10 protein-coding genes are annotated in these 12,634 nt (G+C 62.9%); 3 read left to right on the top strand and 7 right to left on the bottom strand.

Annotation, left to right across the window (positions count from 1 at the left end; genetic code table 11):
- Positions 1-6: 6 nt before the first annotated feature.
- Positions 7-3,366, bottom strand: a complete 3,360-nt coding sequence (gene carB, locus ACGYK2_RS07245; protein ID WP_271688124.1) for a carbamoyl-phosphate synthase large subunit — start codon at positions 3,364-3,366, stop codon at positions 7-9.
- A 154-nt stretch (positions 3,367-3,520) separates the two neighbouring features.
- The gene (locus tag ACGYK2_RS07240) at positions 3,521-4,306 is read right to left on the bottom strand and encodes an alpha/beta fold hydrolase (RefSeq protein ID WP_271688123.1); all 786 of its coding nucleotides are present in this window, start codon (positions 4,304-4,306) and stop codon (positions 3,521-3,523) included.
- Between the two features lie 53 nt (positions 4,307-4,359).
- Here ACGYK2_RS07240 and ACGYK2_RS07235 point away from each other — a divergent pair, with 53 nt between their 5' ends.
- Positions 4,360-4,734, top strand: a complete 375-nt coding sequence (locus tag ACGYK2_RS07235; RefSeq protein ID WP_394374269.1) for a hypothetical protein — start codon at positions 4,360-4,362, stop codon at positions 4,732-4,734.
- A gap of 18 nt (positions 4,735-4,752) precedes the next feature.
- Here the strand turns inward: ACGYK2_RS07235 and ACGYK2_RS07230 are convergent, their stop codons facing one another.
- Both ACGYK2_RS07230 and glyA read right to left on the bottom strand, forming a co-directional pair.
- Complete coding sequence (locus tag ACGYK2_RS07230; protein WP_271688119.1) at positions 4,753-5,151, bottom strand: cupin domain-containing protein; 399 nt, start codon at positions 5,149-5,151, stop codon at positions 4,753-4,755.
- A 276-nt stretch (positions 5,152-5,427) separates the two neighbouring features.
- Positions 5,428-6,705 carry a serine hydroxymethyltransferase gene (gene glyA, locus ACGYK2_RS07225; RefSeq protein ID WP_259945921.1) on the bottom strand — a complete coding sequence of 426 codons (1,278 nt, stop codon included), beginning with the start codon at positions 6,703-6,705 and terminating at the stop codon, positions 5,428-5,430.
- A 181-nt stretch (positions 6,706-6,886) separates the two neighbouring features.
- Here glyA and ACGYK2_RS07220 point away from each other — a divergent pair, with 181 nt between their 5' ends.
- Both ACGYK2_RS07220 and ACGYK2_RS07215 read left to right on the top strand, forming a co-directional pair.
- Entirely contained in the window at positions 6,887-7,648 is a 762-nt protein-coding gene (locus ACGYK2_RS07220; protein WP_067267283.1) for an NAD kinase, read from the top strand.
- A 123-nt stretch (positions 7,649-7,771) separates the two neighbouring features.
- A complete protein-coding gene (locus ACGYK2_RS07215) occupies positions 7,772-7,969 on the top strand; it encodes a CsbD family protein (protein WP_067267282.1) in 198 nt (65 codons plus the stop codon).
- Positions 7,970-8,033: 64 nt separating this feature from the next.
- Here ACGYK2_RS07215 and ACGYK2_RS07210 read toward each other — a convergent pair whose 3' ends face one another.
- The 3 genes from ACGYK2_RS07210 to ACGYK2_RS07200 all read right to left on the bottom strand — a co-directional run bounded on the left by ACGYK2_RS07210 (position 8,034) and on the right by ACGYK2_RS07200 (position 12,508).
- Complete coding sequence (locus ACGYK2_RS07210; protein WP_271688118.1) at positions 8,034-9,275, bottom strand: saccharopine dehydrogenase family protein; 1,242 nt, start codon at positions 9,273-9,275, stop codon at positions 8,034-8,036.
- 20 nt (positions 9,276-9,295) lie between these two features.
- Positions 9,296-10,390: a carboxynorspermidine decarboxylase gene (locus ACGYK2_RS07205; protein WP_394374268.1), complete on the bottom strand. Its 1,095-nt coding sequence runs from the start codon at positions 10,388-10,390 to the stop codon at positions 9,296-9,298.
- 225 nt (positions 10,391-10,615) lie between these two features.
- Complete coding sequence (locus tag ACGYK2_RS07200) at positions 10,616-12,508, bottom strand: propionyl-CoA synthetase (protein ID WP_271688116.1); 1,893 nt, start codon at positions 12,506-12,508, stop codon at positions 10,616-10,618.
- Positions 12,509-12,634: the final 126 nt, after the last annotated feature.

Here is a 12,634-nt window from a genome sequence, read left to right as displayed (position 1 = left end):
TTTTCCTTATCCCTGAAGCGCTTTCACGCCGATCGCATCCTCGGCCTGCGCCTTGATCGCCAATGCGGCGGCATGGGCGCCTGCGGCGGTGGTGAAATAGGGGATCTTGTCATAGAGCGCGATGGAGCGGATCGACTTGCTGTCTTCGACCGCCTGTGCGCCTTCGGTGGTGTTCATCACCAGATGCACCTCGCCGTTCTTCATCATATCGGTGATGTCCGGGCGCCCCTCGTAGACCTTGTTCACCACATCGCAGGCATGACCATTGGCGGTAAGCCATTCCGCCGTGCCACGGGTGCCGATGAGGGTAAAGCCTTGGTCTAGCAGGATCTTCGCCGCATCCAGCATGTTCTGCCCCTTATCCGCATCCTTGACCGACAGGAAGGCGCAGCCCTTGCGCGGCAGCGGGTTGCCCGCGCCCATCTGCGCCTTGAGGAAGGCGCGGGGGAAGTCGCGGTCCCAGCCCATGACCTCACCGGTGGAGCGCATTTCTGGCCCCAGCAGCGTGTCGACGCCGGGGAAACGGGCAAAGGGCAGCACCGCCTCTTTGACCGAGAACCAAGGCATATTGGGGTCGGCCAGCGTCATCGGGTCGCCCAAGGGCAGCGTGTCTTCATAGGCGGCCTGATCGGGGTAGGCGGGGCGCTGCGGGAAATTGCTCAGCGGCTCGCCGGCCATGATCCGCGCGGCGATGGAGGCGATGGCGCTGTCGGTCGCCTTGGCCACGAAGGGCACGGTGCGCGAGGCACGGGGGTTCACCTCGATGAGGTAAATCTCGCCGTCCTTCACCGCGAACTGGATGTTCATCAAGCCTACGACGTTAAGCGCCTTGGCCAGCGCGCGGGTCTGCTCTTCGACCTCTTCGATCACCTCGCGCGGAAGAGAGTAGGGCGGCAGCGAACAGGCGCTGTCGCCGGAGTGGACGCCCGCCTCTTCGATGTGCTGCATGATGCCCGCCACATGGACATTCTCGCCGTCGCAGAGCGCGTCGACGTCAAGCTCCACCGCGCCCGACAGGTAGCTGTCGAGCAGCACCGGGCTGTCGCCCGAGACCACCACGGCATTGGTGATGTAGCGCTCAAGGCTGGCCTGATCGCGCACGATCTCCATCGCGCGACCGCCCAGAACATAGGAGGGGCGGATCACCAGCGGGAAACCGATTTCCTTGGCGATTTCCATCGCCTCCGCATCAGAATGGGCGATGCCATTGCGCGGCTGTTTCAGGCCGAGGTTCAGCACAAGCTGCTGGAAACGCTCACGGTCTTCGGCCAGATCGATCATGTCGGGCGTGGTGCCGAGGATCGGAATGCCCGCTTCTTGCAAACCATTGGCAAGCTTCAGCGGGGTCTGGCCGCCGAACTGGACGATGACGCCGTGTAGCGTGCCGTTCTCCTGCTCGACGCGCAGGATTTCCATGACATGCTCAAAGGTAAGCGGCTCGAAATACAGGCGGTCGGAGGTGTCATAGTCGGTCGAAACCGTCTCGGGGTTGCAGTTGACCATGATGGTTTCATAGCCCGCATCCGTCAGCGCGTAGCAGGCGTGGCAGCAGCAATAGTCGAACTCGATGCCCTGACCGATCCGGTTCGGGCCACCGCCGAGGATGACGACCTTCTTGCGGTCCGAGGGCCGCGCTTCGCATTCCGCCTCACCCATCAGCGGGGTTTCATAGGTGGAGTACATGTAGGGCGTCTGCGCCTCGAACTCGGCGGCGCAGGTGTCGATGCGTTTGAACACGGCCTTGACGCCGAGCGCCAGCCGCGCGTCGCGGACCTGTGCTTCGCGGCTGTCGGTCAGCATGGCGAGGCGGGCGTCGGTGAAGCCCATCATTTTCAACTCGCGGAAGGTATCGGCATCGCTTGGCAAGCCGTTTGCGCGAACGCCTTCCTCAGCCTCGATGATTTCACGGATGCGGGCAAGGAACCACGGGTCGAACATCGTATGCGCGTGCAGATCGTCATCCGACATGCCGTGGCGCATCGCTTGGGCGATGGTGCGCATCCGGTCGGGCGTGGGCGCCGACACGGCTTTGATAAGCGCCGCCATATTCTCAGGCGCGTCGCCGGGCAGGTCGTTGTTGAGCCCGGCGATTTCCACCTCGTCAAAGCCTGTAAGGCCCGATTCCATGGAGGCCAGCGCCTTTTGCAGGCTCTCGTGGATGGTGCGGCCAATGGCCATGGTCTCACCCACCGATTTCATCGCGGTGGTCAGGTTGGGCTCGGCCCCGGGGAATTTCTCAAAGGCGAATTTCGGGATCTTGGTGACCACATAGTCGATGGTCGGCTCGAAGGAGGCGGGGGTGACGCCGGTGATGTCGTTGTCGAGCTCATCTAGCGTGAAGCCCACGGCGAGCTTCGCGGCGATCTTGGCGATGGGGAAACCCGTGGCCTTGGACGCCAGCGCCGAGGAGCGGCTGACGCGCGGGTTCATCTCGATCACCACCATGCGGCCATCGGCAGGGTTCACCGCCCATTGCACGTTGGAACCACCGGTCTCCACCCCGATCTCGCGCAGCACCGCGATGGAGTGGTTGCGCATGATCTGGTATTCTTTGTCCGTCAGCGTCAACGCAGGGGCCACGGTGATGCTGTCGCCGGTGTGCACGCCCATCGGGTCGATGTTCTCGATCGAGCAGACGATGATGGCGTTGTCGGCGGTGTCGCGCACCACCTCCATCTCGTATTCCTTCCAGCCCAGCAGGCTCTCGTCGACGAGGATCTGGCCCATCGGCGAGGCATCCATGCCCGAGCGGCAGTAGAACTCATAATCCTCGCGGTTGTAGGCCACGCCGCCACCGGTGCCGCCCATGGTGAAGGCGGGGCGGATGATCGCGGGCAGGCCGACGTATTCAAGCGCTTCGAGCGCGAGGTTCACGCCAGCGGCGAGGTCTTTCTTGCCGTCCTCGCGCTTGGGCGCGGTGACGATGGTGGCTTTGGGGTTTTCGATGCCCAAACGGTCCATCGCCTCGCGGAAGAGCTTGCGGTCTTCGGCCATTTCGATGGCTTCGCGCTTGGCACCGATCATCTCGACGCCGAATTTCTCCAGCACGCCCATTTCTTCGAGCGCGAGCGAGGTGTTGAGGCCCGTCTGGCCGCCCATGGTGGGCAGCAGCGCATCGGGGCGCTCTTTCTCGATGATCTTGGCGACGATTTCGGGTGTGATGGGCTCGATATAGGTGGCATCGGCGAGGCCGGGATCGGTCATGATCGTGGCCGGGTTCGAGTTGACGAGGATGACGCGGTAGCCTTCCTCCTTCAGCGCCTTACAGGCTTGGGCGCCGGAATAGTCGAACTCGCAGGCTTGTCCGATGACAATCGGCCCCGCACCAATGATCATGATCGACTGGATGTCGGTACGTTTCGGCATGGCGGCCCCCTAATTTTGCAAATTGTCCTGCCTTATAGGGATGGCGGCACGGGCTGCAAGGGGGGAATGGCTTTGACGGCCCCAGAAATAAGGGCGGGGCCGCCGGTTCAACCCTTACGGGCGGTGTTTTGAGTCTCTGTCGGGGCGAAAGGGCTTAGCCCGTGGAGGCAGCCCCTTCGGCGTTTAGAAAGATGCGCAGCGTGGCTTCGAACTCGCGCGGTTTCTCTGCGTGCAGCCAATGCCCCGCGCCGGGGATTTTGGCAAAGCGCGCTTGTGGGAACAGCGCCTTAATCGGATTGCGATGTTCGGGCTGCACATAGTCCGAGGCACCGCCCGACAGAAACAGGGTCGGCCCCGCGAACTGGCCGGTCACATCCTCGGGCCAGCCGATGATCTTGGGCATCTCCGCCTCAAGCGCGTCGAGGTTCAGCCGCCAGCGCTTGCCGGGCAGGTCGAGCGATTGGGTGAAAAAGCTTTGCAACGCGCGCTCGACCCCGGCTGAGGCCAGTTGCGCCTCTGCGTCCGAGCGGCGCTCGACTTCGCTTAGGTCCACGCCGCGCATGGCGTCGATGAACATCTGCTGCGTATGGCCATAGGTGACGGGCGCAATGTCGGCGACGATTACGCGGCGCAGCAGGTCGGGCCGTGTCAGCGCCAGCATCATCACCGCTTTGCCGCCCATCGAGTGGCCGCAGATGTCCACCGGGCCGCCCAGATGGGTGATCACCTCGGCCAGATCCTGCGCCATTTCGGGATAGCTGTGGGTGTCGTGATGCGGGCTGCTGCCGTGGTTGCGCATGTCGACGGTGACGACATGACGCGCGTCCGCAAGACGCTTGGCGATCACGCCCCAGTTGCGGCCAGAGCCATAGAGGCCATGGACAATAAGCAGGGTCGGGCGGTCGGCGGCGGCTTCGCCATATTCGATGTAATTCAACATGTGGGCAAATTACGGGCATTGCAGCCCGGGGACCAGAGCGATTAGATGCGCGCATGATTGACCGGCAAAATTTCAACACCCGCGCCGAGGCGCTGCGCCCCCTGTTCGAGGACCGTCTGCGCATCAAGGCCCGTGACCTACGCGAGGCGTTTCACCGCGCCGGACCAGAACTGCCACGCGGCATTCGTGGTGACGGGGTGTTGCTCAGCAAGACCGAGCATCTGGGCGCCAATCCCCATATCGCCCGTCAGTTGGAAGATGCCCCGGTTTGGGCTGCCTTCAACCGGGTTGCGGCGCATTTGAAAGAGATCGACCCGAAGGCCCGGCGGCGCGGCATCATCCTTGACCGGCTGGCCGGGGTGGCCTTCAACATTCTGGTGGTTATCGTGGGTTTCGTAATCTGGCTTTGGTGGCGCGGCTACGTGTAAGCCGCCGCGCCGATGGGCTCAGGCCGGGTCGTAATCCGCGTCCGATACCTTTTCCATCCATTCGACCGCCTCACCGACCTGTGCCTCTTGCAGCGCGATGTGGGTCATGGCGCTGTCGGGCGCGGCCCCGTGCCAGTGTTTCTCACCGGGGCCGAACCAGACGACATCGCCTTTGTTCAGCGTTTGCACCGGGCTGCCTTCGGTCTGGGCGCGGCCTTTGCCTTCGGTGACGATCAGGGTCTGGCCCAGAGGGTGGACATGCCACGCGGTGCGCGCGCCGGGCTGAAAGGTCACCGTCACCCCGCGCAGGCGGGCGGGGGCGGGGGCCGAGATCAGCGGGGTCATTTCGACCTCTCCGGTGAAATAATCGTCGGGGCCGGGTTCAGAGGGGCGGCTGCCCTTGGGGTGAATGATCATGCGGTTCTCCTTTGCGAGAGAATGTGGCGCGGGGAGGGGGGATCGGCAAGGGGGCTGTCTGGCGATGATCGCCCGGAATTAAGGCCCTTTGCGCCGCCGGGCAGCGCCCGACCGCCCCATGGGCGGGCGCTTTTGCTGCCGGGCACATCACCTTGGCCGCACATCATGGTTGAGAAATAAAGCAGTAGGAACGCAGGTTGCGATGCCCACCCGCGGTCGGGCGCCGCCCGGCCGGAGGGTAAAGTGGCCCCCGCATCGCTGCGAGGGCCAGAGAGCTTACAGGTTCGGATACATCGGGAAACGCTGGCACAGCGCTTCGACTTCGGCTTTCACCTTGGCCTCGACCTCGGCATTGCCATCGGCACCATTGGCCGCCAGCCCGTCGACCACTTCAATGATCCAATCGGCGATCTGGCGGAACTCGGCCTCACCAAAGCCGCGTGTCGTGCCCGCAGGGGAGCCGAGACGGATGCCGCTCGTCACCATCGGCTTTTCCGGGTCAAACGGCACGCCGTTCTTGTTGCAGGTGATATGCGCGCGGCCCAGAGCCTTCTCGGTGTCGTTGCCCTTCACGCCTTTGGGGCGCAGGTCGACCAGCACAACATGGGTGTCGGTGCCATGGGTCACGGTGTCGAGGCCACCTTTGATCAACTGATCCGACAGCGCCTGCGCATTGGCGATGACCTGTTTGGCATAGGCTTTGAACTCAGGCTGCTGCGCTTCGCCAAAGGCCACGGCCTTGGCTGCGATCACATGCATCAGGGGGCCGCCCTGAATGCCGGGGAAGATGGCGGAGTTGATCTTTTTCGAGATCGCCTCGTCATTGGTCAGGATCATGCCGCCACGCGGGCCGCGTAGGGTCTTGTGGGTCGTGGTCGTCGCCACATGCGCATGGGGGAAGGGGGAGGGATGCTCGCCCGCTGCCACGAGCCCCGCGAAATGCGCCATATCGACCAGCAGATAGGCGCCCACGCTGTCGGCAATCTCGCGCATCTTGGCAAAGTCGATCTGACGCGGGATGGCAGAGCCACCGGCGATGATCATCTTGGGCTGATGCTCTTTCGCCAATTCGGCGACTTGGTCGTAGTCCAGCAGGTTGTCCTGTTTGCGCACACCGTATTGCACGGCGTTGAACCATTTGCCCGACTGGTTCGGCTTGGCCCCGTGGGTCAGGTGGCCGCCGGCATCAAGGCTCATGCCCAGAATGGTGTCGCCCGGTTGCAAAAGCGCTGTGAAGACACCTTGGTTCGCTTGGCTGCCGGAGTTCGGCTGCACATTGGCGAACTGGCAATCGAAAAGCGCGCAGGCGCGTTCGATGGCAAGGTTCTCGGCCACGTCGACATGCTCACAGCCGCCATAGTAGCGGCGGCCCGGATAGCCTTCGGCGTATTTGTTGGTCATGATGCTGCCCTGCGCCTCAAGCACCGCAGCCGAAACGATGTTCTCGCTGGCGATCAACTCGATCTCGTCGCGCTGGCGGCCCAGTTCGGCGTCGATCGCAGCGGCGAGGGCGGGGTCGGAATCAGCGAGAGATTTGGTGAAGAAATCGGACATCAGGGGATCCTCATTGGAGCTGGTTTCGCGTGTTGCCTATCGGAAACGCGGCCTGAGGTGAAGGCTGTAAACCGACAGGTTGCAAGATATGTGCGTCAACACTGGTGGCGCACGGAATAATGTGATTGTTTTGGCCCCAAACGCCGATGATCGGAAACTTCGCCGGAATGAGCCTGCTGACATGTCCTTAAAGATCGCTTTTGTGGCCAGCCGGGCCAGCGTGGCACAGACGGCGCGGGCCGCTTTGATCGGGCGTTATGGCGATGTGCCACTGCGTCAAGCCGAGGTGATCGTGGCGCTTGGGGGCGACGGGTTCATGCTGCACACGCTGCACAGCACCCAAGACATGGACGCGCCGGTCTATGGGATGAACCGGGGCACCATCGGCTTTTTGATGAACGCCTACCGAGAGGGCGACCTGCAAGCGCGGTTGGCGGCGGCGGAAGAGGCGGTGATCAACCCTCTGGTCATGCGCGCCACCCATATCGACGGGACGATTTCGACCGCGCTGGCGATTAACGAGGTGTCTTTGCTGCGCGCGGGGCCGCAGGCGGCCAAGCTGCGCATCACGATAGATGGGCGTCAGCGGATGGAGGAGCTGGTCTGCGACGGGGCGCTGGTGGCGACCCCTGCGGGCTCCACCGCCTATAACTACTCGGCCCATGGGCCGATCCTGCCCATCGGTTCTGACGTTTTGGCCCTGACCCCGATCGCCGCTTTCCGCCCGCGCCGCTGGCGTGGGGCCTTGCTGCCGAAACGGGCCACGGTGCGTTTCGATGTGCAAGAACCGCAGAAACGCCCCGTGATGGCCGATGCCGACGGCCAGTCGCACCGCGATGTCACGACGGTTGAAGTTTCCTCGGACCCCAGCGTCAGCCACCGGATCCTCTTCGATCCCGGTCATGGGCTGGAAGAGCGGTTGATCTCGGAACAGTTCAACTGACCGGGAAGGGCGGCGCCTTTCCGCCGCACCTCGCGCTCGCCGGAACCCTAACTTCGCGCCAGCGTTGAGCCTGCAAGAGCGGGATCCCCCCGCGTCTTAACAGCCGAAGAAAGGAGACCTAAGATGAATTGGGACCGTATCGAAGGCAATTGGAACCAGATGACCGGCGCGGTGAAATCGCAATGGGGCGATCTGACCGATGACGAAATCGCCGAAGCCCGCGGCAACCGCGAGCAACTCGTTGGCAAGATCCAAGAACGCTATGGCATCGCCAAAGACGAGGCCGAGCGTCAAGTCGATGACTTCGCCGCGAAATACTAAGTTTCGTCGGCAGAATTAAAAAAGGCGACCCCCTGAGGGTCGCCTTTTGCGTTTCAAGAGAGGCTCAAGCCTCGTGCCACGCGCGGTCACCCTTGTCGTCTTTGACACGGGTGGGCAGGCCGATGTCGTCGAGCAGACCGAAGAGGGGCTTGGGGTCCAACTCTTCGACATTGACCATGGTGGCGGTGTCATAGGTGCCATCGGCGATCAGCATCGCAAAGGCCACCGGCGGCACGCCCGCGGTGTAGGAAATGCCTTGGCTGCCCACTTCGTTATAGGCGTCCTTGTGATCGGCGACGTTATAGACAAAGACCTCAACCTCTTCGCCGTCCTTCACGCCTTTCACCAGATCGCCAATGCAGGTCTTGCCGGTGTAGTTGGGCGCAAGGCTCGACGGGTCGGGCAGCACGGCTTTCACCACTTTCAGCGGGACGACCTCCAGCCCCTCGGCGGTGGTCACGGGCTGCTCGGACAGCAGGCCGAGGTTTTGCAAGACGGTGAAGACGTTGATGTAGTGGTCGCCAAAACCCATCCAGAAGCGCACGTCGGCCTGCGGGTAGTTCGCCGACAGCGAATGCACCTCGTCATGGCCCGACAGATAGGCCTTCTGCTTGCCGACCACGGGCAGGTCCCATTCGCGACCCACTTCGAACATCTTGTTCTCTTGCCACGCGCCTTCCTGCCAGCTGTAGACCGTGCCGGTGAACTCGCGGAAGTTGATCTCAGGGTCGAAGTTGGTCGAGAAATACTTGCCGTGGTTGCCCGCGTTGATATCGACGATGTCGATGGATTTGACCTCATCCATGAATTCATCCACCGCGAAACGCGCGAAGGCGTTGACCATGCCCGGATCGAAACCGGCGCCGAGGATCGCGGTCACGCCCGCTTCGGCGCAGGCCTCGCGGCGCTTCCACTCGTAGTTGCCATACCACGGCGGGGTCTCGCAGATCTTGGTCGGGTCTTCGTGGATCGCCGTGTCGATATAGGCGGCACCGGTGTCGATGCAGGCTTGAAGCACGGTCATGTTCACGAAAGGCGAGCCCACGTTGATGACGATCTGGCAGCCGGTCTCCTTGATCAGGGCGGCCACGGCATCGGTGTCCATTCCGTCAACGGCATGCGCCTTGAAGACGCCGTCTTGCTTCATCGCGTTTTTCTCATGCACGCTGGCGATGATCGCCTCGCATTTGGAGACCGTGCGGCTGGCGATATGCAAGTCACCCAAACGGTCATTATTCTGCGCGCATTTATGCGCCACGACCTGTGCGACGCCGCCCGCGCCGATGATAAGAACATTGCGTTTCATAGTGTTGACCTCTTTCCTTGTCACGACAGGGCGGCGGCGAAATCGTCATAATCGAAATCGCGCACCATTCGGGTGGTTCCGTCCAACTCGCGCACCGCGATGCCGGGCATCTTCACGCCGTTGAACCAGTTTTTCTTGACCATCGTGTAACCGGCAGCGTCCTGAAACGAGAGCCGGTCGCCCGCTTTCAGCGGCGCATCGAAGCGAAACTCGCCAAAGATATCGCCCGCAAGGCAGGACTTGCCGCAGATCATCCATTCGTGGTCACCGCTGTCGGGGCTCACCTTCGCAGGCTCACGGTAGATCAGCAGATCGAGCATATGCGCCTCGATGGAACTGTCCACGATGGCGAGGTTCTTGCCGTTGTACATCGTGTCGAGCACGGTGACCTCCAGCGTCGCCGCCCCGGTGATCGCGGCCTCCCCGGGCTCAAGGTAGACCTGCACGCCAAAGCGGTCGGCAAAGGCCTTGAGCCGCAGCGCCAGGTCGTCGAGCGGATAGCCTTCGCCGGTGAAATGGATGCCGCCGCCGAGGCTGATCCACTCCATCTTATGCAGCACCGCGCCGAAGCGGTCTTCGATCAGGGTCAGCATCTCATCGAAACGGGCGAAGTCGTCATTCTCGCAGTTGTTGTGAAACATCAACCCGCTGATCCGGTCCGCAACCGCGTCGATCGCCGCAGGCTCATGCTCGCCCAGGCGGCTGAAGGGGCGGGCGGGGTCGGCGAGATCAAAGTCCGAGGTGGACACGCCGGGGTTCACCCGCAGCCCCCGGATATGGCCCTGCGATTGCGCATCGAACTTGTCGAGCTGGCCGATGGAGTTGAAGATGATCTTGTCGGCATGGCCCAGCACCTCGTCGATCTCATGCTCGGCGTAGGCCACCGAATATGCATGGGTCTCGCCGGGGAATTTCTCGGCCCCGAGCCGCACTTCGTAAAGCGACGAGGAAGTCGAGCCGTCCATATACTCGGACATGAAGTCAAAGACCGACCATGTAGCAAAGCACTTCAGCGCCAGCAGGCAACGCGCACCGGAAAGCGCGTGGAGGCGGGCGATCTTTTCCATATTGTCGCGGAGATTGGCCTTGTCGATCAGGTAATAGGGTGTCTGCACGTCGAAAACCTTTCTGCGCGGCCGGAGGGCAAGCTCCGGGAGGGAAAAGACCCACTGAATGTGCTGTCGTGGTTGGCCCCGCCGGGGGGCATTTCCGGGGGCGCTTCGCATATTTTGCGCAAGCAACGCAATTGTAAAAAACGCGCGGGCTGGGCTGCGCGCGCGTTTCTGTGGGGGTAACTGTAGCGCCGGACCGGCAAAGGTCCACCGCCATGTGATTTTTGGCTAGCTCTGCGGGTAGCCGATGCCACTCAGCGCCGTGCGGATTTCGTCCAAGATCGCCGGGTCGTCGATGGTGGCGGGGGTCTTGAAATCCTCCCCATCGGCGATCTTCACCATCGTCGCGCGCAGGATCTTGCCCGAGCGGGTCTTGGGCAGGCGGTCGACCACCACGGCCTGTTTGAAGGCGGCGACGGGGCCGATCTGCTCGCGCATCCGGGTGACGCATTCGGAAACGATTTCCTCATGCGGGCGGTCGACACCCTTGGTCAGGCAGAGAAACCCGACCGGCATCTGTCCTTTAAGCTCATCGCTGACCCCCACAACCGCGCATTCCGCCACGTCGGGGTGACCGGCCAAGACCTCTTCCATCGCGCCGGTCGAGAGGCGGTGGCCCGCGACGTTGATCACGTCATCGGTGCGCGCCATGATCCAGACATAGCCGTCCTCGTCGATCCGGCCCGCATCGCCCGTCTCGTAATAGCCGGGGAAGGTGCTGAGGTAGGATTTGCGAAAACGGTCTTCGGCGTTCCAGAGCCCCGGCAGGGTGCCGGGGGGCAGGGGCAGCTTGATGGCGATGGCGCCCAACTCTCCGGCGGGCAGGGGGTCGCCGCGCTCATCCAAAATCTGCACGTCATAGCCCGGCATCGGCACGGTTGGGGAGCCGACCTTGACCGGCAGCGCCTCAAGCCCCGCCGGATTCCCGACGATGGTATAGCCGGTCTCGGTCTGCCACCAGTGATCGTAGACCGGCTTGCCCAGTTTCTCCTGCGCCCATTCGACGGTATCGGGATCGGCCCGCTCCCCCGCCAGATAGAGCGCACGCAGGCTCGACAGGTCGTATTTCTTGATCTCCTCGCCCTCGGGGTCTTCGCGTTTAACGGCGCGAATGGCGGTGGGGGCGGTAAAGAAGCTCGCCACGCCATGTTCCTCAATCACCCGCCAGAAGGTGCCGGCATCGGGCGTGCCCACGGGCTTGCCTTCGAACACGACGGTGGTGTTCCCGGCGATCAGCGGGGCGTAGCAGATATAGCTGTGCCCCACGACCCAGCCCACGTCCGAGGCGGCCCAAAAGACCTCTCCCGGTTCGACGTTATAGACGTTTTTCATGGTCCAGTTCAGCGCCACCAGATGCCCCGCCGTGGGCCGCACCACGCCCTTGGGTGCGCCGGTGGTGCCGGATGTGTAGAGAATATAGGCCGGGTGGTTCCCCTCCACAGGCACGCAGGGCGCCGGGCGCACGCCGTCTTGGGCGGCGTACCAATCGATGTCCCGCTCGGGGTTCAACTCGCAGGGTTTCTGGCCGCGTTGCAGGATGATGCAGGTGTCAGGCTTGTGGCTGGCCTGTTCGATGGCTCCGTCAAGCAGCGGTTTGTAATCCACCACCCGCGACGGCTCCACCCCGCAGGAGGCGGCGATGATCGCCTTGGGTTTGCAATCGTCGATCCGCACCGCCAATTCGCTAGAGGCGAAACCGCCGAAGACCACGGAATGGATCGCGCCGATGCGCGCGCAGGCCAGCATCGCCTCCACCGCTTCGGGGACCATGGGCATATAGATCACCACGCGGTCGCCCTTCTCGACGCCCTGCGCCACCAACGCCCCGGCGAGCGAGGCGACATGGGCCTGCAACTCCCCATAGGTCAGGGTGGATTTGCTGCCGGTGATCGGGCTGTCATGGATGATCGCCACGCGTTTGCCGTTGCCTTGGTCGACATGGCGGTCCACGGCGTTGTAGCAGGTGTTCACACTGGCATCCGCGAACCATTCGTAGATATGGTCGCCCCGATCAAACAGCGCGCGCGTCGGCGCGATGTCCCAGTCGATCGCCTCGGCTTGCTCTAGCCAATAGGCTTCCGGGTCGGCCTTCCAGCGGTCGTAGGTGTCGCGATATCCCATGGTGTTCCTCCTCCTGTTGCGCTGTCCGGCAAACCCGTGGCCCGGGTATAGCTGTGCTGATGCGCAATTATTTCCAGTCACTCTGGCCGCTTAGAAAGATTTCGGCAAGCGGAACGCTATTGTTCC

Origin of the sequence: Sulfitobacter sp. 1A10359 (genome assembly GCF_043558145.1) — a bacterium.
Taxonomy (GTDB): Bacteria; Pseudomonadota; Alphaproteobacteria; order Rhodobacterales; family Rhodobacteraceae; genus Sulfitobacter; species Sulfitobacter faviae.
This window is presented reverse-complemented; position numbering and strand designations above follow the sequence as displayed.